Here is a 26,858-nt window from a genome sequence, read left to right on the forward strand (position 1 = left end):
ATCCTCAAGCACATCGCAACGCCGCAGCCAGCCTTCGCCAAAGCTGGACGTTGCAGGGCCTATGGCGCTATGAAGCGCTCAAACCACACGCCGCCAGCCCTTCAATCGTGACGGCGGCATCGTCCACAAGGAGACGCCATGTCCAGCCTTGAAGATATTCTCGCCCTCACATCGGCCCTCATCCGCTACCGGTCCACCGACACCCGTCCGGAAGAGCGCGACCGCTGCGCCGCGCACATCATGCGCTGGTGCGATGCAGAAGATATCGCCTCGTCTCGTGTGGACAACAACGGCGTCACTTCGCTCATCATCGGTCCGGCGTCGAAGCGCGCGCCTCTACTGTTCATGGCCCATTACGATGTCGTGGAAGGCCCGGACGCCCTGTTCCAGCCCGTCCTCAGCGACAGCGTGCTCAAAGGACGCGGCAGCATCGACGACAAGTACGCCGTAGCCCTCTCGCTTGTGCTGTTCCGTGATCATCTGCGCCACCTGCGCGCACAGGGCCGCTCTCAGGACGACATGCCCCTGCAGCTGCTCATCACCGGAGACGAGGAGACTGGAGGCTACGACGGAGCCCGTCATGCTCTCGGCCATGTGGGGGCGGAGTTCTGCATCGCTCTCGACGGCGGGTCGCCCTCCACGGTCATCACCAAGGAGAAGGGCATCATCGACTGCACGCTCACCGCTCATGGCAGGGCCGCCCACGGTGCCCGCCCATGGCTCGGCACCAATGCCGTGGAATGCCTCATGGCCGATTATATGGCCCTGAAACGACTCTTTCCCGGACAGGACGACCCCACCGACCCCATACACTGGCACCGCAGCCTGAACCTCGGCATCGTTCGCGCCGGGTCTGCCGTCAATCAGGTTCCCGACCTCGCCACGGCATGGCTCGACGTGCGCTACACCGAACACGACGACCCGCAGGCCCTTTTCGCTGCCATGCAGGAATCCATACGCGGAGAACTGGTCGCCACGCGCACCGAGCCTGTCTTCCACTCCGGCGAGACACCATGGATTGACAGACTGCTGGCCTGTGCCCCCGGTGCGTCCACAGGGTTCGCCCACGGAGCGAGCGACGCCCGCTTCCTTTCAGAACATGGCATTCCGGGCGTTGTGTGGGGCGCAGAGGGAGAGACCAGCCAGCACGGCCCCGATGAGCACCTTCTTGTGGACAGCCTCGATACGGTCCACAAGGCCCTCGCCGCATTCGTGCGGACGGCAGGGGGCACGGCATGACCACACCCCTGCTTGAGGTGCAGGGCCTCGACGTCGTCTTCGACATCGAGGCAGGGGCCATCCACGCCGTTCGGGACGTCTCCTTCACCCTGCCGCACGGCAGAACGCTCTGCATCGTGGGCGAGTCGGGCTGCGGCAAGAGCATGACAGCCCTCGCCCTTCTCGGCCTCGTGCCCGCCCCCGGTCGCGTCACCGCCCGTCGGCTGCAGTTCGACGGGCATGACCTGACCGCACTCGATGAAAACGGGCTGCGCGCCCTGCGCGGGCACCACATGGCAATGGTGTTTCAAGACCCCATGACCTCACTGAACCCCGTCTTCCGCGTAGGCGACCAGGTGGCGGAGGCACTCCGGCTGCATCTGCGTCTCAAAGGACGTGCGGCACGCGAGGCCACCATAGAACTGTTCCGGCAGGTGGGCATCCCTTCGCCGGAGACACGCTACGACGACTACCCCCACCAACTCAGCGGGGGCATGCGTCAGCGCGTCATGATAGCCATGGCCCTTTCATGCGGCCCGCGTCTGCTCATCGCCGATGAACCGACCACAGCCCTCGACGTGACCATTCAGGGCCAGATACTCGGCCTGCTTTCGGATATAGCAGCCACGGGCCGCGCATCGGTACTGCTCATCACCCATGACCTCGGCGTCGTGGCCGAGACTGCCGACGATGTCATCGTCATGTACGCAGGAGCCATCGTCGAACACGCCCCGGTGCAAGAGCTTTTCGCATCGCCGTTGCACCCCTACACCAGAGGGCTGATGCGGTCGGCCCCGCCCGTGCATGGCGAACGTTCACCGCGACTCGAGGCCATTCGCGGCAATGTACCTCCACTGGACGACCTGCCCTCTGGCTGCGCCTTCCGAGACCGGTGCGAGCACGCCTTCGAACGTTGTGCAACGGCAGCACCTCCATTGTTTACTCTGGGAAAACAGATGGTTCGATGCTGGCTTCATGCCTGAGCCGCCCCGAATCAAGAAAGGTTTACAATTCAGGGCTAGCCAATTATACATTGCATCATAGACACATTCACAACTTCAGCACGGTGCAGCCTCTATGCCCATTACCGTCGTCATCGTAGAAGACCTCGATATCGTCCGCGAAGGCATCAAGGCCCTGCTCGACGCCAATGGCGAATTCATCATCGTCGGCGAGGCCTCGGACGGCATCGAAGCCTTGCGTATTGTCGAGAAGCACGCCCCTGACATCGTGCTCATGGACCTCACACTCCCTGTCATGGAGGGGGCCGAGGCCATCCGTGAAATCAAGCGCAGGCGCGAGACAACCAAGGTCCTTGCCCTGACGGCACACAAGAAGGACAGCCTCATCTACAAAACGCTCAGTGCCGGGGCGGATGGCTACCTTCTGAAGAACGCTTCGCGTGACATACTCTTTCAGGCCATGCAGACCGTACTGGCAGGACGGCGGTATATCAGCCCTGAAATCTCGGACCTGCTCATCGACGACTTCCTCCGGCACGGTCGCCGCGACGAGGCTTCGATGCTCGACCTCTTGAGTGACCGCGAAAAACAGGTGCTCAAGCTGGTGGCGGAAGGCCACGGGAACAAGGCGGTGGCCGAAAAGCTGTGCATCAGCCACAAGACCGTGGAGAAGCACAAGGCCAACCTCAAACGGAAACTCGGTACAGCCAGTACGGCTGAACTTGTCACCTTCGCCATCGAACACGGGCTGACTGTCCCTGCCTGACAGCAATCGCAGACGATACGAGGCCCTTCGTACCCTTACATGTACGAGGGGCCTCGTTCTTTGTGGATGATTCATAGGTGATGAACAGACAGGAAAAGGGTCGCAACTTGCGTTGCGACCCTTGCTTCCGATGGTGCCGAAGGGGAGACTCGAACTCCCACTGGGGAACCCCAACTAGACCCTGAACCTAGCGTGTCTACCAATTCCACCACTTCGGCGCGAGAGAGGTGTATAGTCCTGATGTCCGGTCTTTGCAAGCAATTTTTCTATTGGCTTCCCTCTGAACGAGAGCGTACGACAAAACTGAATCCATACAAGGAGGGGCTATGCGCCTTCTCGTCGTCGACGATGTTGCAGTCAACAGGACGTTGCTTGCAATGTGGCTTGAAAGGATGCTCCCCGGTTGTACCATCGAAATGGCGGCAGGCGGGAAGGAAGCGCTCGCATTGTACAAGGAAAAGCAGTTTGATGGCGTACTTCTTGATTACCGCATGCCTGACATGGACGGGCGCGAGGTCGCCATCGCCTTGCGGCAAATCGCTACGGGTATGGGGCATACACTCGCCATCATCATGCTCACTGCTGATACCGGCGTGGATGTACGGGATATCGCCGACAAGCTTGTGGAAAAACCGCTACATATCGGTGATATCATGACAGCACTCGCAACTGTAGGCCTCTTGCGACTGGTTCAAGGCCAGTTGAACACTTCGCAGACAGCCGGAGTTCCCGAAGAACTACGAGGGCTGCTGCCAAAGGTCGTGGAAACGCTGCAGGGGCAAGTGCATCGGGCCTGTGTTGCTCTCTCGGCCCAGGACTGGAACGCGCTACGGTTTGAGGCCCACGGCATGCGTGGTGTCGCAGCGAACTTCAACCTTGCGAGTGTCCTTGTCGCTGCCGAATCACTGGAGGCCGCGACCGAAGAACGAGACCCCGGCTGTATCGGGCAGATAGTCGAATGGCTCACGGCAGCCATTACCCGCTGCGCAGCCGAATGCACATGTTCCCAGGAATAGCCAGACTCAATCCGGAACCTCGCAAATGGACTCTGGGCCTCCCCGGCAGTGTCCAGAGGGGCATCTGCCGCTGAGACCGAACCTCTGCGCGCCGCTCGTGAGTTCATCGCCAAGGCACCTCGTGTGGTCAGGCCGCCCACATAGACACGCACGCTTCCCTCAAGAGACACAGACAAGCCGCCCTTCCGTGTGCACCTGCCGTTGTTCTCTATCGAGATAGCTACCGCGATATGCCGGGGAATGTTCGCCATATTGTCTTCACCCACTCTGATGAAGTCTGCACAGTCAAAGTGGGAAGCTGGTGTCCCGACTGCACCCTCATCCTTCAGTCGGATAGCAGCTTATAGGGCTGATATTGACGCCAAGGAGCGAGCCTTTCCAACAAGGCTATGCAGGCTTGGCGCAGCAGAAAGAGGGCATCAGAGGGAGAGCCCAGACAGGGGCCTATCCTGCGGCAAGGAGGGATGCTCCGAGCGGATGTCGGCGAAGGGGTCAGAGGGCTTGATACGCTCCAATGGGGGGCCTCGAGGAGGGACGTCATGCGGCCCAGAGGGGGTGGACTTCGCAAGGCGGCGCGGCTGGTGCCAGAACGCACGAAGGGGCGGCGACCGATATGGTCACCGCCCCTTGTGTTCTGAAAAAGAAAAGTCCTGGCGTCGGCCTACTTTCCCACGAGCTACCCCGCAGTATCATCGGCGATGGAGGGCTTAACTTCCGAGTTCGGAATGGGATCGGGTGTACCCCCTCCTCCATGGACGCCAGGACAGATTCTTTGGTCACCGTCCGGGAAGGCTGGCTATGCTCACGCCGCCACTTCGCACGGGACCGAAATAGAATCAAATAGGGTGGAAAGGAATTTTATGAAGAAAACAAGGCGCTCGGGCTATTAGTACTGGTCAGCTCCATGCGTCGCCGCACTTCCACCTCCAGCCTATCGACCAGGTAGTCTACCTGGGCCCTTCAGCTCTAAAAGAGGGGAGAACTTATCTTGAGGCAGGCTTCCCGCTTAGATGCTTTCAGCGGTTATCCCTTCCACACATAGCTACCCTGCTATGCCGCTGGCGCGACAACAGGACCACCAGAGGTATGTCCATCCCGGTCCTCTCGTACTAGGGACAGGCCCTCTCAATTCTCCTACGCCCACAGAAGATAGGGACCAAACTGTCTCACGACGTTTTAAACCCAGCTCGCGTACCACTTTAAACGGCGAACAGCCGTACCCTTGGGACCTGCTTCAGCCCCAGGATGTGATGAGCCGACATCGAGGTGCCAAACCGCGCCGTCGATATGAACTCTTGGGCGCGATCAGCCTGTTATCCCCGGCGTACCTTTTATCCAATGAGCGATGGCCCTTCCATGCGGAACCACCGGATCACTAACGCCGACTTTCGTCCCTGCTCGACATGTCTGTCTTGCAGTCAAGCTCCCTTATGCGTTTGCACTCGACGCCTGGTTTCCAATCAGGCTGAGGGAACCTTTGCGTGCCTCCGTTACAATTTGGGAGGCGACCGCCCCAGTCAAACTACCCACCAGACACTGTCTCCCTCCCGGATCACGGGTAGGGATTAGAGCCTTAGACTTGCAAGGGTGGTATTTCAAGGATGGCTCCCCCCATACTGGCGTACAGGGTTCACAGCCTCCCACCTATCCTACACATGCAAGCCCAAAACCCAATGTCAAGCTATAGTAAAGGTGCACAGGGTCTTTCCGTCTTTCTGCGGGTACACGGCATTTTCACCGCGACTTCAATTTCACCGAGTCTCTGGCCGAGACAGTGTGGAGATCGTTACGCCATTCGTGCAGGTCGGAACTTACCCGACAAGGAATTTCGCTACCTTAGGACCGTTATAGTTACGGCCGCCGTTTACCGGGGCTTCGATTCGGAGCTTCGCTTGCGCTGACCCCTCCTCTTAACCTTCCGGCACCGGGCAGGCGTCAGTCCCTATACGTCGTCTTGCGACTTCGCAGAGACCTATGTTTTTAGTAAACAGTCGCCACCACCATTTCACTGCGGCTCTCCGAGGCTTTGGATGTATACCCTACACCTTAGAGAGCACCCCTTCTTCCGAAGTTACGGGGTCATTTTGCCGAGTTCCTTGGCCAGAGTTCTCTCGAGCGCCTTGGGTTATTCACCCCACCCACCTGTGTTGGTTTCCGGTACGGTCTGTACGCACTATACTTAGGAGCTTTTCTAGGGAGCATGGACTCGGCGACTTCAGACCTTGCGGTCACGGACTCGTGTCTCGGCCTTAAAGGGGGCGGATTTGCCTCTCCCCCAAGCCTACGCACTTGCACCGGCTAAGCCAACAGCCGGCTCGCTTATCCTTCTCCGTCCCTCCATCGCGCGAACGCACAGGTACGGGAATATTAACCCGTTTCCCATCGACTACGGCTTTCGCCCTCGCCTTAGGGACCGACTAACCCTGGGAAGATTACCTTTACCCAGGAAACCTTGGGTTTACGGCGAACAGGTTTCTCACCTGTTTTATCGTTACTCATGTCAGCATAATCACTTCTCTGCAGTCCAGCGTACCTTCCGGCAAACCTTCAGCCCACAGAGAACGCTCCCCTACCGATCGTACTGGACGATCCCGAAGCTTCGGCTCCATGCTTAGCCCCGTTACATTTTCGGCGCAGAGTCATTAGACCAGTGAGCTATTACGCTTTCTTTAAACGATGGCTGCTTCTAAGCCAACGTCCTGGCTGTCTGAACAACTCCACCACCTTTCCCACTGAGCATGGAATTGGAGGCCTTAGCTGTCGATCTGGGCTGTTTCCCTTTTGACGACGGACCTTCGCACCCGCCGTCTGACTCCCGGGGTACATCTCTGCGGCATTCGGAGTTTGAAAGGGTTTGGTAATCTGGTGGGACCCCTAGCCCTGTCAGTGCTCTACCTCCGCGAGACAATTTCCCGAGGCTATACCTCAATATATTTCGGGGAGAACCAGCTATCACCGAGTTTGATTGGCCTTTCACCCCTATCCACAAGTCATCCAAAACGTTTTCAGCCGTTACTGGTTCGGTCCTCCACAAGGCTTTACCCTTGCTTCAACCTGCTCATGGATAGATCACCCGGTTTCGGGTCTACTCCGTCGTACTTATCGCCCTTATCAGACTCGCTTTCGCTACGGCTCCACTTTCGCTTAACCTCGCACGACAGAGTAACTCGCTGACTCATTATGCAAAAGGCACGCGGTCACATCTCAAGGATGCTCCCACAGCTTGTAGGCAACAGGTTTCAGATTCTATTTCACTCCCCTGACAGGGGTTCTTTTCACCTTTCCCTCACGGTACTAGTGCACTATCGGTCGCTGGTTAGTACTTAGCCTTGGAAGATGGTCCTCCCAGATTCCCACGAGGTTTCACGTGCCTCGCAGTACTCAGGTGCCTCTAGGGTGACGTTCGGTTTCAGATACGAGGCTATCACTCGCTATGGCGGAGCTTTCCAGCTCACTTCTCCTGCCTAGTAGTCAATCCCACATCGAGGTCCTACAACCCCGGATGGTCGAAACCATCCGGTTTGGGCTAATCCCGGTTCGCTCGCCGCTACTTCGGGAGTCTCGTTTGATTTCCTTTCCTCCGGGTACTGAGATGTTTCACTTCCCCGGGTTGGCTCCCTGCAACCTATTTGTTCAGTTGCGGGTGACAGGACATGACTCCTGCCGGGTTTCCCCATTCAGACATTCCCGGATCAAAGGATGTTTGGCTCCTCCCCGAGACTTATCGCAGCCTACCACGTCTTTCTTCGCCTTCCAGCGCCAAGGCATCCACCTGTTGCCCTTGGTAACTTGTTCTCTTCGAACTTCCTTTCCAACCCTATTCAATTTTCAATGAGCTTCGGCTTACCGCCGAGGCCAGGCGCGAACCTGGATGACATCCACGAATCTTTCGTGACTGCGACCATATTCGCGCATGACAAAGAGCCATCCGTCGTCCACCAAATGGTGGAGGCGAACGGGATTGAACCGTTGACCCCCTGCGTGCAAGGCAGGTGCTCTCCCAGCTGAGCTACGCCCCCACTTGGTGCGTGTCGCCTGACGTGGTGGGCCTGGGAAGACTTGAACTTCCGACCTCACGCTTATCAGGCGTGCGCTCTAGCCACCTGAGCTACAGGCCCGTCGGCTCTGCTTTGCAAAGAGCATTTCGGCTCCTTGAAAGTGAGCAGCGAGTCGGGAGTTTCGTATTCGGTAAAGGAGGTGATCCAGCCGCAGGTTCCCCTACGGCTACCTTGTTACGACTTCACCCCAATCATCGGCCCTACCGTAGACGGCTGCCTCCATTGCTGGTTAGCTCACCGGTGTCGGGTAAAACCAACTTTCGTGGTGTGACGGGCGGTGTGTACAAGGCCCGGGAACGCATTCACCCGAGCATGCTGATCTCGAATTACTAGCGATTCCAACTTCATGCAGTCGAGTTGCAGACTGCAATCCGGACTGGGACGCACTTTTTGGGATTGGCTCCACCTCGCGGTATCGCTGCCCTTTGTATGCGCCATTGTAGTACGTGTGTAGCCCTAGGCGTAAGGGCCATGATGACTTGACGTCGTCCCCACCTTCCTCCCCGTTAACCGGGGCAGTCTCACCAGAGTGCCCAGCATTACCTGGTAGCAACTGGCAATAGGGGTTGCGCTCGTTGCGGGACTTAACCCAACACCTCACGGCACGAGCTGACGACAGCCATGCAGCACCTGTCTCGGAATTCCCCGAAGGGCACCCTTCCTTTTCGGGAAGGTCTTCCGGATGTCAAACCTAGGTAAGGTTCTTCGCGTTGCATCGAATTAAACCACATACTCCACCGCTTGTGCGGGCCCCCGTCAATTTCTTTGAGTTTCAGCCTTGCGACCGTACTCCCCAGGCGGGATGCTTAACGCGTTAACTACGGCACCGAAGCTCAAGGCCCCGACACCTAGCATCCATCGTTTACGGCGTGGACTACCAGGGTATCTAATCCTGTTTGCTCCCCACGCTTTCGCACCTCAGCGTCAGTACCGGTCCAGGTAGTCGCCTTCGCCACTGATGTTCCTCCAGATCTCTACGGATTTCACTCCTACACCTGGAATTCCACTACCCTCTCCCGGACTCTAGCTCGGCAGTATCAAAGGCAATTCCGCGGTTGAGCCGCGGGCTTTCACCCCTGACTTACCAAGCAGCCTACGTGCGCTTTACGCCCAGTGATTCCGATTAACGCTCGCACCCTCCGTATTACCGCGGCTGCTGGCACGGAGTTAGCCGGTGCTTCCTTTGGAGGTACCGTCAGACCACGGCTGATTAGCACCGTGGCGGTTCTTCCCTCCTGACAGAGGTTTACGATCCGAGGACCTTCATCCCTCACGCGGCGTCGCTGCGTCAGGCTTTCGCCCATTGCGCAATATTCCCCACTGCTGCCTCCCGTAGGAGTCTGGGCCGTGTTCCAGTCCCAGTGTGGCCGGTCATCCTCTCAGACCGGCTACCCATCGTCGCCTTGGTGGGCCGTTACCCCACCAACTAGCTAATGGGACGCGGACTCATCCATGAGCAGTAGCTTGCAAGCAGAGGCCACCTTTCCCCCGAAGTTGAAATCGGAGCGTATTCGGTATTAGCGACCGTTTCCAGCCGTTATTCCCAACTCATGGGTAGATCATCCACGCGTTACTCACCCGTGCGCCGCTTTACTCGGACCGAAGTCCTTTCACGCGCGACTTGCATGTGTTAAGCACGCCGCCAGCGTTCAATCTGAGCCAGAATCAAACTCTCCAGTTAGTAATTGGAGAGACCACATCCCTTTCGGGACATGACTCAAATAGGCTGATCTTCTATTCTCCCGACTCGCTATTCACTTTTCAAGGAACCGAAAAACAGGCCGCGCGTTTCCGTCGCGGCGAGGAGGCGTTATGCCCCGCTTCGCCTTCGCTGTCAACCGCCTTTCGAAACTTTTTTTCGATGGCGTCACGAACCTGTTTCTCAAAGATCGTGCGACTCGTGGGCCAAGCGGCCGTCCTCGTCGCGGAGGAGCCTTCTAGGCCTTTTCACGCCCCGCCGTCAACGACTTTTTAGAGCAACTTCGCATTTTCTAGCGTCGGCGCATGGCAAACCGTTGGGGCCAAACGGTTCAGGCTTCTCGAAAAATGAAGGATACTGGCCTCGGCAGTCACTCCGCACGGTGCATCCCGAGTTCCAACACAGTCCGACCATCTGGACTGGACAAATCAGACATTCCTCTTGCCCGACAGCCCGCCCCCGGCTATCACTCTGGGGCAAACGCCATTCTCATAGCGATGACGACCGTGTTCGCCTCAAGATTCCATCCATAACCGCCCTCAAGAACCATCCGCCGGAGACTCTATGCCAGCCAAAGCCACCCAAGCTTCCGAGACCCCGGAAGGCTTCGTCCGTAAAAGCACTTTCTACATGGCCGTCGCGGTCGCCCTTGTTGCGGGCCTCTACCTCGGCAACGTACTCACCAGCACCCTTGCCCCCGGTCAGTCCCCGGTCACCAAGAAGCAGGTATCCGCCCCGTCAGGCGAACAGGCAACTTCGCAAGTACCGCCTGAAGTGATGAACCGCATCCTCGAACTTGAACAGGCTGTCATCAAGAACCCGCAGGATGCCGATGCATGGACGCACCTCGGTCATCTGTACTTCGACACCCATCAGGCCAAGGAAGCCATCCGCGCCTATGAGCGCTCGCTGGCACTCAAGCCGAACGACCCCGACGTCATCACCGACCTCGGCGTGATGTTCCGGGCCGACCACCAGCACGACAAGGCCCTCGCCGCCTTCGACAAGGCCGTCAGCATCAACCCCAAGCACGAAATCGCCCTGTTCAACAAAGGCATCGTGCTCTATTTCGACATGGAGAAGAAGGACGAAGGCCTTGCCGTGTGGCGTAAGCTGCTTTCCACCAACCCTGCGGCCAAGGCGCCCGACGGCACGCCCCTGGACGCCATGATCAAGCAACTTTCCGCGAAATAGCGGGGAGAGGGGCCCAAGCCCCCTCGCCCCACGAGACGATTTGCTGTATGTTCCGGGCGGGTCCGACGACCCGCCCCTTTCATTTGATCGACAACCTCAACGGCCGCAAGGTCTACCTGCGACACCGCACATGCCCGACCTTCTCCACCTGAGACGCCCCGCCCGTTACGCCATCGCCGCACTCACGCGCATCGCGTCCATCGTCATACTGTCCTGCGTTCTGCTCCCTGCCGCCAGCCACGCGGCTGTGCGCCCGGTGAGCATCGAGAGTCTGCGTTCCGTCCTGCCCCTTGCCCCGTTCATGGAGTACGTCGTCGACCCGACCGGCGTGCTGACGCTGGACGAGGTCTTCTCCCCGTCACACCAGAACGGGTTCACTCCGCTCGACGCCGGATTTCCGCTGCGCTCTTCGGGCGGGACATGGCTGCGCATGACCATCGCCCCGCGCCCTGCAGACATGCCCGCCGCGCAATTACTGCTCGACCTCGGCGACGACCTGCCGGGTACGGCACATATCTATGTCCCCAAGCGACCGGGGCCCGCAGAGACAGTCGAATGGCAGGAACAGGCGACGGAAGGACGCAACGTCTTCACCCTGCCCGACCCGCTGGGCTACCCCATTCCCATCTATATAAAGCTCGAAGGGGTGCCCGGCCCGTGGTTCGCACCGCAGCTGCGTACGCCCCACAACGCAGCCACGGCCATGGACAGACTGGCCCGACCCGCCATCGTGGTCGCACTGGGCGTGGTCATGCTGCTTTGCCTGTTGCGCGGCATCACCGAACGTGGCGAATGGCGCATATGGACGAGCCTCTTCACCGCCGCGGCCCTGACGCAGGCCGTCTTCGGCCCTCCTGCCACACCCAGGGGCGTCATCGACCCCCTTGCCCTGCCCGGTGTGCTCGCCCCGGGCATCGCCCTCATGTTGCTCCCGCATGTGGCGCGCCACATGCTTCGTACCCGGGAGACGGCCCCCCGGCTCGACAGTCAGTACATGTTCCTTTCCCTTCCGGGAGCGGCGCTCGCGCTTGCGCCCCTGCTTCCCGGCATGGCATGGACTGCCCGCCTGCTGCCTCTATGGCCGCTGTTCATGTTCCTGCTCGTTCCCACGTCTCTCGCCGCCGTCGTACGGCGTCTGCCCGGTGCACGGCGTTTCCTTGCCGGATGCCTCGCGCCCCTCGCCGGGACGTCGCTCTCCATGCTGGCCATCGGCAGCCCCGCGCCCGCGGCCCTCATCGCCTCCGGCCCCATGTGGGGGCTTGCCTGCGGCGCATTGCTCATCGCCGGGGCCGGAACGCCCCGCACCCGCAATGAGACGGATGAACGCTCCGGCCTGCCTGGGCGCGACGCCCGCACCCGGCGCAATCCCGCTGCCAGCCGCCCCGACCTGCTCGACCCGCTGGCCGGAGAACCGGGGCTGCGGCTCATCACCCCTGAAGAACAGCGTAGCAACGACATCGCCGACATGGCGCCGACGGCTGCGGACAGCCCACTCTCACTCGACGCCCTCGCGCCCATGGACACGGCCGACCTCTCCTTCCCCGACACGGGCGGACGTCTCGTGCCGGGACAACAGGACACCTCTGGCCGAGACCATGCCGGACACGCCGAAGCAGGCAGGGCCACCCCCGAAGGCCCTCGCAACGTCGACCCTGCCCTCCTCGCCCGCATGGAAGACGCCCTGCGCCAGCCCATGGACTCATTGCAGCAGGCGTTGACCGGACTTTCCGACTGCTCATTGCCTCCGCTGGCACGCAGTCAGGCTGAGAGCGCGCTCGACGCGGCACGGAAGCTTGGCGTTCTCACGGGCGACCTTCGCAAGGCCAGCCATGGCCCCAAGGCCATAGTGTCACGCAGGGCGGTCTTCGACCTGCAGCGCAGCCTGCGCGACGCCCACGACGCCGTCGAGGAACGCGCCGAGGCCAAGAATCTGGCCCTGTCGTGGTTCATGGCCCCCCATCTTGCGCAGGTCTACGAAGGAGACGCCCAGCGCGTGAACGAGACCCTCAGGCTGCTGGTGGAAAGCGCCGTCGGCGCCACAGACAAGGGCTCCATCCACCTTTCCGTCCGCCGTGTGCCCGACAGCACCGACCCCGGACACCTGCTCTTCACCGTCACCGACACGGGCGCGGGCGGCCCGCCCGAACGCCGGAGCACCATCGCCCTGACGCGGGCGTGGGAACTTGTCGCCGCCAGCAACGGTACACTCAACGTCGACAGCGGCCCCCAAGGGACTGCCGTCTCGTTCTCCGTACACCTGACCGCCCTCTCCGGCGACCTGACAGCACCACGCCCGGCGGTGGTGGAAGACATGGATGCCCCTGCGGCCCCGGCCCCACGTCCCCGACCGTTGCGCGTGCTCATCGCCGACGACGTGCCCAGCAGTCGGCAGTTGCTCACCTTCTATCTTGAAGGCCTTCCACACGAAACGCTCGAGGCACGCAGCACCGACGAATGCGTGGGCCTGTACCGTCGCGCCCCGGCGGGGCTTGTCGTCTTCGATGGTGACATGCCGGAAGACGACATCGCCACCGCCGTCAGTGACATCCGCGCCTTCGAAGGCGAACTCGGACTCGCCCCGGTGCCTCTGCTGGTACTGGTCAGCCACGACGAACAGGGCCGCCGGCTGCTGCAGACCGGATGTTCCGAGGCCCTCGCCAAACCCATCACCCGCACCAGTCTCCGCGAGACCGTTCTCCGTCTTGCACCGTTGCCCGTTCAAGGGGTTGCGGCGACCGGGGCCGACGTTGCTTCGACAGAGGCCGAAGGCAGTGACGCACCAAGCCCGGCAGAAAACCGGGCACAGGCAGACACGCCACACGAAATGGCGTCCCTGCCGCCTGACCTGCCGACACTCTCGCTGGACGGCACTCCCGAGAGGGCCGGAAGCCTTGCCACAGGCGGGATGACAGCCTCCGGCACCGGGCTTGCCCCGTCGCCGACGGATGCATCACCACTGACGCTGGCGTCGGCATCGGGCATGGACCCAATGCACGAAGGACACCCCTCGACAGTTGCACACGTCGATGACGGGCCTCTGCACATGGAAGGCGCGCCCGCCCCGGCACCTGACATCTTCGCCACACTCGACAGCACCGACTTCACAAGCCCCGCAGCCCCTGACAGCCATCAGGCGCAACCTTCCGGCATGGCCGAAGAGCGCGGGGAAGTCGACGGCGAGTCGTGGTATCCTTGGGACCGTCCGGCGCAAGCGCCCAAACCGCGTCCGGCAGACGAGCAGAAGCCCGAAGGCACCGCCAAGCTGCCAGACCTGTTCGGTGAGGCGACGCCCGCCGGAAGCAGCCAAGCGGACGACCTGCCGCTTCTCGACCTCATCATCACCGACCCTGAACAGGATGCCGAAGATGATGTCCCGGCCACGCCCTCGAAGAAGGCAGAGCGTCTAGCGCCCCTGCCCGAAGAGCCCGGCACAGCGTTCTCCGGTGAGCAGCCTGCCCCTGCTTCCCCGCCTGTGGCGGATACAGGGCATGAACACGCGGCAGCCGCATCGCCGCACGCTGCGCCCCACCGTCACGATGAGCCGCAGGCGCACCAGCGACCTGAAGACGACGGCCTCGCCGCCCACGACTCGCCTGCATCGGACGAGACGGAAGTGGCGGAAGCGGATGACAGCGGGCGTCCCGGCTACGACCTCTCGGCCCTCGCCCGCGCCTCTGCCAATCTTTCGGCTGCCGTTCGCGCTTCGGCCATCGCCGAGGAGGCAGCCCGCACAGTGACACATACAGGCAAGCCCGCCAGTGCCGACGCACACGCGTCCGACGATAGGGCGACCGCCTCTGATAGCGATGCCGGACAGAGCAAGCCACTGCTCTCCGCACACGGGGAACTGCTGGACGCTTCGCTTGCGCCTCTGGTTCCCGGTCTTGTCACCACCCTCGAGGCGGCTCTTGAAGACGCCCTCATCGGGCGTGACCAGGACGACACCCTCGCCGTCGAAGAGGCCTCGTGCCGCATCGCCGGAAAGGCCGAGACCTTCGGCCTTCGGGTGCTGGAGCGCATCGCGCGGTGTGTGGAACGTGCCGCAGCCGCCGACGACATCGAGGCGGTACGCGACCTGTTGCCCGAACTGCAGGCCGCCGTGGAACGCAACACACTGGCGTTACGCGCCGCGCCGCACGCAACCAAGGGCACCGATCGATGAAGTCCGTGCTCATCGTCGATGACGAAGCCATTTGCAGGCTGCTCTTCACACGTGTGCTGCAACAGGCCGATTATTCCGTTGACGCCGTCGAGTGCGGCGCAGACGCCCTCGAGGCCATCGAAGGGCGGATGTACGATGCCATCCTGATGGACATGCAGATGCCCGGCATTGACGGCTGCACACTGGCCCAACGCATCCGGGGACGCTTCGACGCAGCATCCGGCACCGCGCCACGCCTTGTGCTGCTGTCAGCCACCCATGCGGATGCGCGCCCGCAAGCCCACGCCCCGTGGCCTTTCGACGCCCAGATAACGAAAGACGCCGCCGTGGACGGACTCTGTGCCTTCATGACCCGCCTCTTCGAGAAAGACGGGGCCACCCCTGCCGCCATGCCCGCCAATCCTTCAAGGATTGACCTTGGCACGGCAACTGGGTAAGCCCTTCTTGCCGGATGAGTAATCACTGCGTGCCCTGACTGTGGCACAGCAACATACTAAAGGAATATACCGATGAAGCGCGATACTATCCTTTCCACAGCAGCCCGCCTGTTCGCCGAGCGCGGCTTCAACAACACCCCCACAAGCCTGCTGGCACGCGAGGCGGGTGTCGCCGAAGGTACCATCTTCCGCCATTTCAAGACCAAGGATGATATCTTTCTCACGCTCATCCGCAATGTGAAAGACCAGCTCATCAGCGACATCGAGAAGTACCTCGAAGTCCGCGCCCCTGAGACCAGCATCGAAAAGGTCGTGTCCATCATCAAGTCGTTCTATGTCTTCGTGAAGAAGAACCGTATGGAGTTCAGCCTCATCTTCCGTGATGCGCCGACCCGCTACGGCGAACGCAACGACAACGTCTTTCTCGCCATCAAGGACATCTACACCTATCTGGGCGACTATGTGCTGCAAGCCCTTCAGGAAGGACAGCGCGACGGTTCCATCCGGGCGGACATCAACACCCGCGATACCGCGCACATGCTGGTGAGCACCATGGCTGGTCTCGTGCGTGCCATCCACTTCCAGTTCATCGAACCCAGCGACGACCTGCTGCGCAATGTCGTCGACAACTGCACGAACTTCCTCAAGCCGCGCGCCTAACGCATCGGGCCTCGGATTCCGGTCGGGGCGACGACCCTATCCCCTCGGCCGCCAACGCGCCTGACGCCAGCGCACACGATACCGCGCACCTGACTCCACCTGCGACGCATGCCATCAAGCGGGGCCTTCGGCCCCGCTTTCCACTTGTATGGTGCCGCGTTCATGCTATGGTCTATGCCCAGCCACACAGACGGCCCAAAGCTGCCGAGACCCCAGCGAGGATGGTTCTGCCATGCGTTATGCGATACTGCTCATTGCAGGGACATGTCTTGGTATCGCCGCGTGCTCCTTCGCGGCGAAGCCCTCCGGCGACACTGCCATGGAGCGCCCGGCTTCTTCCGTGGCGTCCTGTTCCGACAGGGAGGGCACTGTGCCTGCGCTGCTTCCTCCCTGCCCATCAAGCCCGAAGTGCGTCTCCAGCATCGCTGGTTGCGCCCCTGAAGGGCGCACCGTCCCCGCGTTCGTCGGCGACGTACCCGGCGTCATCCCCGAAGCCCTGACAGACGCCGTGCTGCAACTTCCCGGCTGCACCATAGAGACGCGCACCCCCGCCCGCGTGCATGCCCTCTGCCGAAGCCGCGTGTTCGGCTTCATCGACGACCTCGACCTTGCCGCAGAACAAGACTCCACGCTCGTGCACGTGCGGTCGTCGGCGCGGCTTGGCTGGTGGGACTTCGGCGTCAACCGCGCACGGGTCGAACGACTGCACGCGCTGTACGGACAGCGAGTACAACGCTGACGAGCCCCCCGGAACCGCCCCAGCCAGACAGCACGGACAGGGTTACGACTTTTTGTCGCTTGCCAAGCGCCCACGACGGACGTAAAGCAGTGACCGACACAACCACATTGCCCGTCAGACGGGACAGGAGGAAGCCGTGGATTCCGGCGACAGTAGCAGTCGACCTAGCTTGTCGACCCCTGCGAGAAGAATGCCCAACAACGGCTCCTGACCTGCACGACGGCGCATCCGCCTTCGTGGGGCCGGAGTCCCGACGGAGGTGGAGCATGACCACACCCTGCCTTGCCCACATGCGGCGACTGCGCAGAAGACTGCTGCAGGCCGCGCGACCGCTCTTCATACCGGGACGCAACCCGGACCCGTACTCGTGAAGCTCACTTCGCGTCCGTAGGAGACGCTCCGCAAGGGGCGTTGCAGCGGGGCACGCATGCCCTGTCATCTGACGTACGGAGGGTAGCTCCATGATCTCAATATTCAAGACGATTTCCGGTCGACTCGACCGCATCGACGATTTCGAACCCGGCTGTTGGGTCAACCTCGTCGCCCCCACCGCCGCGGAAGTGTCGCAGGTGGCAGACCGCTACGGCATCGCCGCCGACTATCTGACCGACTCTCTCGACGCCGACGAACGTGCGCGGGTCGAGGTCGAGGACGATGCCATCATCATGGTGGTGCGTGCGCCCATGCCCAACGAGAAGAACCCGCAGGTACCCTTCACCACCCTGCCCATCGGCATCATCATCGCACCCGACGCCATCATCACCATCTGTGCAGCGGAAGGCGACCTCGTCACATTCCTGCTCAACGGCAAGGTGCGCGCCCTTGATACGGGCAAGCGCATGCGACTCGCCATCCAGCTTCTGCAGAAGGTCGCCCTCACCTACCTCTCCGACCTGCGCGCCATCAACCGCAAGTCCGAAGCCATCGAACGGGAATTGCAGAAATCCATGCGCAACAAGGAACTGCTCGAACTGTTCAGCATCGAGAAGAGCCTCGTGTATTTCATCACCTCTCTCAAGGCCAACGACATCATCATGGAGAAGCTGCGCAGCTCGCGGCTTGTACACCTCAGCGAAGACGAGATGGACCTGCTGGAGGACGCCATCATCGAGAACAGGCAGGCCATCGGCATGACGACCATCTACACCGACATCCTCAGCGGCCTCATGGACGCCTTCGCCTCTGTCATCAACAACAACATGAACACGGTCATGAAGATGCTGACAGGCGTGACCATCGTGCTCATGATTCCAAACATCATCACCGGTGCATACGGCATGAACATCGACGTCCCCCTGCATGATTCGCCCTATGCCTTCATGTTCGTGGTCGGAAGTTCGCTGCTGCTGTGCTGCCTTGCCTGGCTGCTCTTCACCAAGAAGCGGTGGATGTGACATAGCCACGGCGCTGGCGTGCCCCCGATATCTGGCAACCGGCCTTGACGCCCCGTACTGCCGCAAGAAGACCCCGTACATGGCACGGGGTCTTCTGCGTTCAGTGACGGACTCCGTGAGCGGGCCTCGTTCTCTTCGGCAAGACGCCCTTCATGTCGGGTTATCCTTGCAATAAAGGATACAGCGACGCTACGATGCCATATCGCATCCTGCGTATTCGCCATTTCAGGAGTCTGCCATGCAACACCGCCCGGCCCTCGACCTCGCACCCGAGGCTGCATCCCGTGGACGTTTCCAACCCGGCGTGGGGGCAAGACTGCTCCTCCTCGTGGGGGGAATCGTCGCTCTTTTCGTACTGACCATCTTCGTGGGCATTCTGCCCACCGTCGAACAGCGACTTCTAGCAGCACGCGGAGACGCCCTGCGCAACATGATCCAGAACGTGGACAAGTTGCTTCAGGAATACGACGCCCGAGTCCAGAAGGGGGAGTTCACCCGCGAAGAGGGCATGAAGCGTGCGGCACTGCGCATCGGTTCCATGCGATACGGCAACAACGACTATTTCTGGATCAACGACACGGGAACGCCCTACCCGACCATGATCATGCACCCTGTCGCCACCCAGCTTGTGGGCAAGGTGCTGGACAGTCCCAACTACCAGCGTGCAACGGGCTGGCGTACTGCGCCGGGTGAGGATTTCAACGCCTATCCCGCTGGCAAGAACCTCTTTCAGGCGTTCGTCGATGTGGTGCAGCGCAACGGCAGCGGGCTTGTCTCGTACGCATGGCCCAAGCCACTGCCGGGAGGAGGGGCCTCAAGCGAGCTTTACAACAAGGAGTCGTACGTCACTCTTTTCCGCCCATGGGGCTGGATAGTGGGCACAGGGGTCTATGTGGACGACATCGAACGGGATGTGACAGCGTTACGGCTGCGCGTGCTCACCCTTTCCGGCGGCATTCTGCTGCTGGTATGCGCCTTCGGCTGGATTCTCATCCGTTCCATACGTCGCCCGCTTGACAGCCTCGCCAGCTACGCCCGCAAGGTTGCGGATGGTGACCTTGGGGCACACGTCTCAGGTTCGTTCATCGCAGAATTCGGCGAACTGAAACACTCTCTCGAAACCATGGTCGAGGCCCTCCGGACAAAGATAGCCGAAGCACAGGAGAAGACGGACGAGGCTTCGATCATGGCACGGCGCGCCGAAGAGCAGACACATGCCGCAGAGGCAGCCCGCGAAGAGGCGGAGCGTGCCCGCAGTGAAGGCATGGTGGACGCCGCCAACCAGCTTGAAGCCATCGTCCGGGATGTGGGCAGGGCTGCCTCCGCACTGACGGGACTTGTACGGGTCGCCGCCGAAGGTGCAGGCAGGCAGCGTGCACGCGTTGGCGAGACCTCGGTGTCGATGGAAGAGATGAACGCCACGGTTCTGGACGTGGCCCGCAATGCGGGACAGGCCGCCACGACGTCCGAGGCGGCCAGGGCCAAGGCGCAACAGGGCGCAGGCGGTGTCGAGCAGGTGGTGGCATCGGTGGCGCAGGTCGAGCGGGAGGCGGCGAGCCTGCGCGAGAGCATGGGGGCCCTGTCCAAGAGGGCAGACGCCATCGGTCAGATCATGTCTGTCATCTCGGACATCGCCGACCAGACCAACCTGCTGGCGCTCAACGCCGCCATCGAGGCTGCACGGGCCGGAGAGGCTGGCCGCGGCTTCGCCGTCGTCGCCGACGAGGTGCGCAAGCTCGCCGAAAAGACCATGAACGCCACCAAGGAAGTGGATTCCGCCATACGGGGCATCCAGCAGGGCACAGGTGAGAGTTCGCGCAATGTCGATGCCGCGTCGCGTGCAGTGGGAGAAGCCGCGGAACATGCACGGGCAGCCGGGGAATCGCTGGGCGAAATCGTGCGGCTGGCCGAGCAGGTGTCAGACCAGATACGCTCCATCGCCACTGCGAGTGAAGAACAGTCGTCTTCGAGCGAATCCATCGCCCATGCCCTTGACGGGGTGGCAGGCGTAGCGGACGACACAAGTCGGGCAATGGATGATGCCATGCACAGCCTGCGCGACCTTGAAGGTGGCACTACCAACCTCACGAGACTCATCGAACGGCTCAAGAAGAGCTAGAAGACCAGCATCCAGATGGCAAAGGCCCCCCCGCCTTGCGGCGAGGGGGCCGTGTTGCGCGCGGATGGAGCGACCGTTACCGCGTCAGCTTGCGGAACTTGATACGGTGCGGCGTGACATCTTCCATGACGGGCACCACCGCAAGCGGCGGATGCCCTCGCGCCCGTGCGGGGAACGCGGTCCCCGCACGACGCGCGCTACGCGCAACCCCTCATGCCGGACGCCACACGCCGCACAATGACAAAGGCCCCCCCGCCTTCCGGCGAGGGGGCCGTGTCGCGCGCGGATGGAGCGACCGTTACCGCGTCAGCTTGCGGAACTTGATACGGTGCGGCGTGACATCTTCCATGACGGGCACCACCGCAAGCGGCGGATGCCCTCGCGTCCGTGCGGGGAACGCGGTCCCCGCACGACGCGCGCTACGCGCAACCCCTCATGCCGGACGCCACACGCCGCACCATGACAAAGGCCCCCCCGCCTTGCGGCGAGGGGGCCGTGTTGCGCACGGATGGAGCGACCGTTACCGCGTCAGCTTGCGGAACTTGATACGGTGCGGCGTGTCGGCGTCCTTGCCGAGGCGTGCCTTGCGGTCGGCGTCGTACTCGGAGTAGTTGCCCTCGAAGAACACCACCTTCGAGTCTCCCTCGAAAGCCAGTATATGCGTGGCGAGACGGTCGAGGAACCAGCGGTCGTGGCTGATGACCAGCACGACACCTGCGAAGTTCTCGATGCCGTCTTCAAGGGCACGCATGGTGTTCACGTCGAGGTCGTTGGTGGGTTCGTCAAGCAGGATGACGTTGGCCCCTTCCTTCAGCATACGGGCCACGTGCAGGCGGTTGCGTTCACCACCGGAGAGCACGTCGACCTTCTTCTGCTGGTCCTGCCCCATGAAGTTGAAGCGCGAGCAGTAGGCACGGGCGTTCACCTCGCGGGTACCGAGCTTCACCGTGTCGTACCCGTCGCTGATGAGTTCGTACACGGTCTTGCCGGGGGTGAGCGATTCGCGATTCTGGTCGACATAGGCCAGTTTCACCGTATCACCCACGGTCAACGTCCCGGCATCGGGCTGTTCCAGCCCTGCTATAATCTTGAACAGCGTGGTCTTGCCCGCGCCGTTGGGGCCGACGATACCGACGATGGCACCGGCGGGGATGATGCATTCGAGCCCTTCGATGAGCATCTTGTCACCCATCGACTTGCTCACGCCCTGTGCCTCGATGACCTTCTTGCCAAGCCGCGGTCCCGGCGGGATGTAGATTTCAAGGTCGGGTGCGCGCTTCTCACTCTCGTGGCTGAGCATGGCCTCGTAGGCGTTGATGCGTGCCTTGCCCTTGGCATGACGCCCCTTGGGGGACATGCGTATCCACTCGAGTTCGCGCTTGAGGGTCTTCTGGCGTTCAGCTTCGGCCTTGTCTTCGTTGGCGAGACGCTTCTCTTTCTGCTCAAGCCACGACGAGTAGTTGCCCTTCCACGGGATGCCGCGACCACGGTCGAGTTCGAGAATCCAGCCCGCCACGTTGTCGAGGAAGTAACGGTCGTGGGTGACGGCGATGACGGTACCGGGGAAGCCTTGCAGGAACCGCTCAAGCCACGCCACCGACTCGGCGTCGAGGTGGTTGGTGGGTTCGTCGAGCAGCAGGATGTCAGGATTCTGGAGCAGCAGGCGGCACAGGGCCACGCGACGGCGTTCACCACCGGAGATGACCGAAACGGGCGTATCGCCGGCCGGGCAGCGCAGGGCGTCCATCGCCATCTCGAGACGGGCGTCGAGGTCCCATGCGCCCTTGGCGTCCATCTGCTCCTGCACCTTGCCCTGACGCTCGATGAGTGCATCCATCTCGTCGGGTTCCATGGGGTCGGCGAAACGGGCGTTGATCTCCTCGAACTCCTTCACGAGGTCGACGATATCCTGCACGCCCTCTTCGACCACCTCGCGCACGGTACGGGTCTCGTCCACCAGCGGTTCCTGTTCGAGGTAGCCGATGGTGAAACCCGGAGCGAGCACGGTCTTGCCGTCGAAATTCTGGTCGACCCCGGCGAGTATCTTCAGCAGCGACGACTTGCCCGACCCGTTGAGGCCCAGCACGCCGATCTTCGCGCCATAGAAGTACGAAAGGGAGATGTCCTTCAGGACTTCGCGCTGACCATGTCTTTTGGTCACGCGAATCATGGAATAGATGATCTTGTCCGGTTCGTTGCTCATGGTCCACCTGTTGTGGTTGCTTTCGGGGATGATGCCGCAGGCTGCGGCCCCATGAGCTTTTGCAGACAAGCGCGCGTTTGTCCAGTCTTGCGGCTGCCGGACGCACGTTCGCGCCAGCCTGATGTTGCAGAGGTCGCCGTACACCGATGCCCTACGACGCCCCGCCTGCCCATGACGGGAACGCTGGCCGCCTAGTGCTGTGGCAGGAAGATGCTGAACACCGTCCCTTCACCGGGTGTGCTCGCCACATCGATGCTGCCTCCATGCTGCTCGACGATGGCCTTGCACAGCGAAAGGCCCAGTCCATGACCGGATGGCCTGTCACCGCGACCGACGCGGAAGAGCTTGTCGAACACGCGGGCAAGATGCTCCGGGGCGATGCCTACGCCCGTGTCGGACACGGCGATGACCACCCCACCCACCGTCGCCGCGCCCTCGACCCGCACCGAACCACCGGGTGTGAACCTGAAGGCGTTGTCCAGCATGTTGAGCAGCACAAGACGCAGCCGTTCCCTGTCCGCCTCCATCTGAAGCGACTTGGGGCATGCCACCGAAAGGGCTATTCCCTCGCCCTCGGCCAGTGGTGCGAAGAACTCCTCCACCTCCTCCAGCAGGTCGCGCATGGGGAAGCTGGTACGCCGAAGCTGCATGGTACCCGATTCGGCTTCAGACAGGTCGAGCACCATGCCCACCATCTGTACCAGCCTGTCGTATTCCGAGAGTTGCCGGGCGAGAAGGTCGCGGCATTCCTCGACGGATGCGCCCTTCAGCAGGGTCATCTCCGCCTGTGTGCGCAACCGCGTCAACGGCGTGCGCAAATCGTGGGCCACATTGTCGAGCATCCTTCGCATGTTCTCGATGAGCGAATCGATGCGAGAGAGCATCAGATTGAACGTGGCTGCCAACAGGTCGACCTCGTCCCCGTTGCCGGTGCGTTGGACCCGCGCCGTAAGGTCACCCCTGTAGATGCGTAACGCAGCCTCGCGCACGCGCGACACACCGAGAAGCGACGTGCGCGTGGCGGCTGCCCCCGCAAGCAGCGCGAGCACGATGCCGGGGAGGAAGCACAGGGCGGCAGCTCGCCCGAGCATGGTCAGCGTCGTGCGACTGGTGAAGTCGCGATGGCCCACCTGCACGATGGTGCCATCATCGAGGCGCCCCGTCACAAGGCGCAATTCGACCCCGCTCACCACCCCTTCGACGATGAGGTTGCGTCCCACCATATCGGCCGGGGTGGCGTCCATGACGGAGAGGAACTCCGTCCAGTCTTCGGGCGAGGGGAGCATCTCGTCGGATTGCGGTGTGACAAGGCGTACGATAAGGCGCCGCGACCCAATGAGATTGATGATTTCGAGTGCGGCATCGTAGCGTTCCTCGTCCGTGGCCTCCTTCACGGCCGTGAACTGCCGCAACGCCTCACGGGCGATGTCCATGTCGCGCCCTTCAAGGGTACGCTGCATGTAGCCGTACACCGCCAGACTGAAGGCCAGTGCAGACACGCAGAAGAACAGTGCGTGGATGATGGCCAGCCGCGCAACGAGACGGCTATGCCACGGCGTCTGCGAGTCCGAAGACATAACCCACGCCGCGCATGGTATGAATGACCCTCGGGGCGCCGTTGCGCTCCGTCTTCTCGCGAAGCTGGCATATCTGCACGTCGATGATGTTGGAACCGGGCATGAAGTCATAGCCCCACACCCGCTTCACGATCATGTTACGGGTGACCACCGTGCCCGCGTTCTCCATGAGCAACAGCAGCAGCGCGAACTCTCGCCCCTTGAGGTCCATCTCGCACCCGTCGCGATAGGCCTTGCGGTGCACGAGGTCGAGCATGAGCCCCGAATGGGTGAGCGACATGGGCCTGCCCGCACTGCGACGGCGCAACGCCGCAAGCCGCGCCAGCAACTCGGAGATGGCGAAGGGCTTGGTGAGATAGTCGTCACTGCCGCTTTCGAGATGCCGCACCCTGTCCTCTACGGATTGACGGGCGCTGAGCACCAGAACAGGCACGGTGTCGCCCCGCTCACGCAATTCGTGCAGCAGGTCGGCACCATCACCATCCGGCAGCATGAGGTCGAGAACGATGGCGTCCCACGCCCCGCTGCCCGCCTTCTCTCTGGCTTCATCCAGCGTGGAGGCCACCATCGCCTCGTTTCCCGCGTCCACAAGCGCCTGCGCCGTCGTCGCGGCTATGGTGGCGTCGTCTTCGACGATGAGTATGTTCATGAATCCCTCCCGTGCGCGCACTCTGCTTCGCTTGCGACGACGATGCACATTATTTGTTCATAAGCCTCGTGCCGCATGCCACGGACTGACAGCCCGACGTGCCTCGCCATCGGAATGCACTCTACGCCATGCGCCTTCGCCGGAAAAGAGGATACCGGTGAACAGGTACTGTCCCGCATACATCTTTACAGAACGCTGGCAGGCGCATAGCCTGTAGAATCATCCATCCGACGCAATCCGGAGGCCGCATGGCGAAAAGGCACGACTTCGCGTCTCTCCGGTCAGGCTTCATGCCCCCATTCACGAACAGGTGTAGCAAGGAGGATTCATGCTGCTTTCGGCTACCACATCCATACATGACCTCGTCACATCGCATCCCTATCTCATCGAAGTGCTGGCAGACTACGCACCAGCCTTCGCCAAGCTGCGCAACCCGCTGCTTCGCAACACACTGGGGCGTGTGGCGACCCTCCAGCAAGCCGCAGACCTAGCGGGGCTTGAACTCACCGGGCTCATGGCCCACCTCGCACGCGCCATCATGGAGCATACGAAAGAGGCCGTAACGCTCGTCCCGCGCGGGGCCGAAACGCCCGCACATGCCGTGGCGGACGGTGACAGCGGTTGCGGAGGCTGCACACCCCGCCCCGCAGAAGGCAACACGGCGGACCGCGCTACGCGCCTTGCGACACTGCGTGCCCTGCTGGAGAGACTGCACCAGGGAACACCACTGGCCGACCTCAAGGAGGCCTTCGCCTCTGCCGTGGGTGGCATCTCCGCAGCAGAAGTCGCATCGCTGGAGAAAGAACTTGTGGCCGGAGGCGTTGCGGAGACGGAAATCAAGAGGCTGTGCTCGCTGCACGTGGACATCTTCCGCGAGGCCCTCGCACCGCAACACGTGCCGGACATGCCGCCCGGACACCCCGTGCACACCTACCGCGCCGAAAACGCGGAGGCGACACGCATCGCCGACGAAATCATCAGTCAGATAGACAGGATGCGCAGCGTACCCGGCGACACGGAGTCGCCCCTCGACGAACTGGCGTGGTCGTTCAGCCGCCGCCACGTGGCCGACCTGCTTGCCGACCTTGCCCATGTCGAACGCCATTACACGCGCAAGGAGATGCAACTCTTCCCCATGCTCGAGGAGAACGGCATCGAAGCCCCTCCGAAGGTGATGTGGGAGGTGCACGACGATATCCGCAGTCTGCTTCGCAAGGCCCGCGAGACCGTGGAAGGCCCCTCGCCCGTGGCCGCCGCGACCGTGGCGCGTGATGCGGCACTTGCCGTGAAAGACATGGTGGACAAGGAGGAGACGGTGCTCTTCCCCATGGCACTGGAAAGCCTGACCGAAGCGCAGTGGGGCCGTGTCAGGCACGGCGAGGATGAAATCGGCTATGCGTGGGTGACCCCCGAAGGGGAATGGACGCCGCAGGCGGCGGACACTCCGGAATCCCTGACGATGGAAGGGGCTGCTACCGGGACACCTGACCGGGTGACGCTGGGGACGGGTACCCTCACCGTGGAGACCCTCGACCGCATGCTGCGCACCCTTCCCCTCGACCTGTCCCTTGTCGATGCCGAAGACCGGGTGGCCTACTACACGGACTCGACGCACCGCATCTTTCCCCGCAGCGCCGGAGTCATCGGGCGTAACGTGCGCAACTGCCATCCGCCCAAGTCGGTACATATGGTCGAAGAGATCCTGGCCCGCTTCAAGACCGGAGAACGCGACGAGGCCGCCTTCTGGATAGAACTCGGAGGGCGCTTCCTGCACATTCGCTACTTCGCCGTACGTAGCGACGAAGGCCGTTATCTCGGTTGTCTTGAAGTCGCACAGGACGTGACGGACATCCGGGCCCTCAGCGGTCAGCGGAGGCTGCTCGACTGGAATTGAGGCACGGCCCCCGATAACGGATGAAGAGCCCCTGTCGCGCCATCGTCATGTTGGCGTGACAGGGGCTTGCTCCGTCTCTGCGGTCCGGCCTGTCGTGCACCGGAGTCCTCG

General features: G+C 61.9%; 15 protein-coding genes, 3 tRNA genes and 3 rRNA genes. 12 read left to right on the plus strand and 9 right to left on the minus strand.

What is annotated here, in order from left to right; all coding sequences use genetic code 11:
* The first annotated feature begins 138 nt into the window (after positions 1–138).
* The 3 genes from DVU_RS12045 (at position 139) to DVU_RS12055 (ending at position 2,946) form a co-directional block, all read left to right on the plus strand.
* Complete coding sequence (locus DVU_RS12045; RefSeq protein WP_010939845.1) at positions 139–1,239, plus strand: M20 family metallopeptidase; 1,101 nt, start codon at positions 139–141, stop codon at positions 1,237–1,239.
* Positions 1,236–2,201, plus strand: a complete 966-nt coding sequence (locus tag DVU_RS12050; protein ID WP_010939846.1) for an ABC transporter ATP-binding protein — start codon at positions 1,236–1,238, stop codon at positions 2,199–2,201. Before DVU_RS12045 ends, DVU_RS12050 begins: the two co-directional genes overlap by 4 nt.
* A 94-nt stretch (positions 2,202–2,295) precedes the next feature.
* The gene (locus DVU_RS12055) at positions 2,296–2,946 is read left to right on the plus strand and encodes a response regulator (RefSeq protein ID WP_010939847.1); all 651 of its coding nucleotides are present in this window, start codon (positions 2,296–2,298) and stop codon (positions 2,944–2,946) included.
* 131 nt (positions 2,947–3,077) lie between these two features.
* On the opposite strand, the gene DVU_RS12060 is transcribed toward DVU_RS12055, so the two are convergent.
* A tRNA-Leu gene (locus tag DVU_RS12060) sits at positions 3,078–3,164 on the minus strand.
* A gap of 108 nt (positions 3,165–3,272) precedes the next feature.
* Here DVU_RS12060 and DVU_RS12065 point away from each other — a divergent pair.
* Complete coding sequence (locus tag DVU_RS12065) at positions 3,273–3,962, plus strand: Hpt domain-containing response regulator (protein WP_010939848.1); 690 nt, start codon at positions 3,273–3,275, stop codon at positions 3,960–3,962.
* A gap of 648 nt (positions 3,963–4,610) precedes the next feature.
* Here the strand turns inward: DVU_RS12065 and rrf are convergent.
* The 5 genes from rrf to DVU_RS12090 form a co-directional block, all read right to left on the minus strand.
* Positions 4,611–4,725: ribosomal RNA gene (rrf, locus tag DVU_RS12070) — 5S ribosomal RNA — on the minus strand.
* Between the two features lie 102 nt (positions 4,726–4,827).
* Positions 4,828–7,757: ribosomal RNA gene (locus tag DVU_RS12075) — 23S ribosomal RNA — on the minus strand.
* A 148-nt stretch (positions 7,758–7,905) separates the two neighbouring features.
* Positions 7,906–7,981, minus strand: a tRNA-Ala gene (locus tag DVU_RS12080).
* A gap of 22 nt (positions 7,982–8,003) precedes the next feature.
* A tRNA-Ile gene (locus tag DVU_RS12085) sits at positions 8,004–8,080 on the minus strand.
* Between the two features lie 72 nt (positions 8,081–8,152).
* A 16S ribosomal RNA gene (locus tag DVU_RS12090) occupies positions 8,153–9,701 on the minus strand.
* The 16S, 23S and 5S rRNA genes sit together here with 2 tRNA genes alongside, the layout of an rRNA operon.
* 582 nt (positions 9,702–10,283) lie before the next feature.
* On the opposite strand from DVU_RS12090, the gene DVU_RS12095 reads away from it, so the two are divergent.
* From DVU_RS12095 to DVU_RS12125, 7 genes are all read left to right on the plus strand, one after another.
* A complete protein-coding gene (locus tag DVU_RS12095) occupies positions 10,284–10,913 on the plus strand; it encodes a tetratricopeptide repeat protein (protein ID WP_010939849.1) in 630 nt (209 codons plus the stop codon).
* 130 nt (positions 10,914–11,043) lie between these two features.
* Complete coding sequence (locus tag DVU_RS12100; protein ID WP_014524531.1) at positions 11,044–15,075, plus strand: response regulator; 4,032 nt, start codon at positions 11,044–11,046, stop codon at positions 15,073–15,075.
* Positions 15,072–15,512, plus strand: a complete 441-nt coding sequence (locus DVU_RS12105; RefSeq protein ID WP_010939851.1) for a response regulator — start codon at positions 15,072–15,074, stop codon at positions 15,510–15,512. The genes DVU_RS12100 and DVU_RS12105 overlap by 4 nt, the downstream gene beginning before the upstream one ends.
* A 72-nt stretch (positions 15,513–15,584) precedes the next feature.
* The gene (locus tag DVU_RS12110; RefSeq protein WP_010939852.1) at positions 15,585–16,172 is read left to right on the plus strand and encodes a TetR/AcrR family transcriptional regulator; all 588 of its coding nucleotides are present in this window, start codon (positions 15,585–15,587) and stop codon (positions 16,170–16,172) included.
* Between the two features lie 232 nt (positions 16,173–16,404).
* The gene (locus DVU_RS12115; RefSeq protein ID WP_010939853.1) at positions 16,405–16,911 is read left to right on the plus strand and encodes a DUF1499 domain-containing protein; all 507 of its coding nucleotides are present in this window, start codon (positions 16,405–16,407) and stop codon (positions 16,909–16,911) included.
* A gap of 461 nt (positions 16,912–17,372) precedes the next feature.
* Entirely contained in the window at positions 17,373–18,305 is a 933-nt protein-coding gene (locus tag DVU_RS12120) for a magnesium transporter CorA family protein (protein WP_010939854.1), read from the plus strand.
* Positions 18,306–18,543: 238 nt separating this feature from the next.
* Entirely contained in the window at positions 18,544–20,424 is a 1,881-nt protein-coding gene (locus tag DVU_RS12125; protein ID WP_010939855.1) for a methyl-accepting chemotaxis protein, read from the plus strand.
* Positions 20,425–20,944: 520 nt separating this feature from the next.
* Here the strand turns inward: DVU_RS12125 and ettA are convergent.
* From ettA to DVU_RS12140, 3 genes are all read right to left on the minus strand, one after another.
* Positions 20,945–22,627: an energy-dependent translational throttle protein EttA gene (ettA, locus tag DVU_RS12130; RefSeq protein WP_010939856.1), complete on the minus strand. Its 1,683-nt coding sequence runs from the start codon at positions 22,625–22,627 to the stop codon at positions 20,945–20,947.
* 191 nt (positions 22,628–22,818) lie between these two features.
* Positions 22,819–24,204 (minus strand): sensor histidine kinase, encoded by a 1,386-nt coding sequence (locus DVU_RS12135; protein WP_010939857.1) that lies wholly within the window; start codon positions 24,202–24,204, stop codon positions 22,819–22,821.
* Positions 24,173–24,853 (minus strand): response regulator transcription factor, encoded by a 681-nt coding sequence (locus tag DVU_RS12140; protein ID WP_010939858.1) that lies wholly within the window; start codon positions 24,851–24,853, stop codon positions 24,173–24,175. Before DVU_RS12140 ends, DVU_RS12135 begins: the two co-directional genes overlap by 32 nt.
* A gap of 328 nt (positions 24,854–25,181) precedes the next feature.
* Here DVU_RS12140 and DVU_RS12145 point away from each other — a divergent pair, with 328 nt between their 5' ends.
* Entirely contained in the window at positions 25,182–26,747 is a 1,566-nt protein-coding gene (locus DVU_RS12145) for a DUF438 domain-containing protein (RefSeq protein ID WP_010939860.1), read from the plus strand.
* Positions 26,748–26,858: the final 111 nt, after the last annotated feature.

The organism is Nitratidesulfovibrio vulgaris str. Hildenborough (assembly GCF_000195755.1).
Classification (GTDB): domain Bacteria; phylum Desulfobacterota; class Desulfovibrionia; order Desulfovibrionales; family Desulfovibrionaceae; genus Nitratidesulfovibrio; species Nitratidesulfovibrio vulgaris.

Excerpts from the sequence above, each read along its gene's own strand:
- DVU_RS12045 (WP_010939845.1), top strand. The coding sequence starts at position 139 with ATGTCCAGCCTTGAAGATATTCTCGCCCTCACATCGGCCCTCATCCGC.
- DVU_RS12050 (WP_010939846.1), top strand. The coding sequence starts at position 1,236 with ATGACCACACCCCTGCTTGAGGTGCAGGGCCTCGACGTCGTCTTCGAC.
- DVU_RS12055 (WP_010939847.1), top strand. The coding sequence starts at position 2,296 with ATGCCCATTACCGTCGTCATCGTAGAAGACCTCGATATCGTCCGCGAA.
- DVU_RS12065 (WP_010939848.1), top strand. The coding sequence starts at position 3,273 with ATGCGCCTTCTCGTCGTCGACGATGTTGCAGTCAACAGGACGTTGCTT.
- DVU_RS12095 (WP_010939849.1), top strand. The coding sequence starts at position 10,284 with ATGCCAGCCAAAGCCACCCAAGCTTCCGAGACCCCGGAAGGCTTCGTC.
- DVU_RS12100 (WP_014524531.1), top strand. The coding sequence starts at position 11,044 with ATGCCCGACCTTCTCCACCTGAGACGCCCCGCCCGTTACGCCATCGCC.
- DVU_RS12105 (WP_010939851.1), top strand. The coding sequence starts at position 15,072 with ATGAAGTCCGTGCTCATCGTCGATGACGAAGCCATTTGCAGGCTGCTC.
- DVU_RS12110 (WP_010939852.1), top strand. The coding sequence starts at position 15,585 with ATGAAGCGCGATACTATCCTTTCCACAGCAGCCCGCCTGTTCGCCGAG.
- DVU_RS12115 (WP_010939853.1), top strand. The coding sequence starts at position 16,405 with ATGCGTTATGCGATACTGCTCATTGCAGGGACATGTCTTGGTATCGCC.
- DVU_RS12120 (WP_010939854.1), top strand. The coding sequence starts at position 17,373 with ATGATCTCAATATTCAAGACGATTTCCGGTCGACTCGACCGCATCGAC.
- DVU_RS12125 (WP_010939855.1), top strand. The coding sequence starts at position 18,544 with ATGCAACACCGCCCGGCCCTCGACCTCGCACCCGAGGCTGCATCCCGT.
- ettA (WP_010939856.1), bottom strand. The coding sequence starts at position 22,627 with ATGAGCAACGAACCGGACAAGATCATCTATTCCATGATTCGCGTGACC.
- DVU_RS12135 (WP_010939857.1), bottom strand. The coding sequence starts at position 24,204 with ATGTCTTCGGACTCGCAGACGCCGTGGCATAGCCGTCTCGTTGCGCGG.
- DVU_RS12140 (WP_010939858.1), bottom strand. The coding sequence starts at position 24,853 with ATGAACATACTCATCGTCGAAGACGACGCCACCATAGCCGCGACGACG.
- DVU_RS12145 (WP_010939860.1), top strand. The coding sequence starts at position 25,182 with ATGCTGCTTTCGGCTACCACATCCATACATGACCTCGTCACATCGCAT.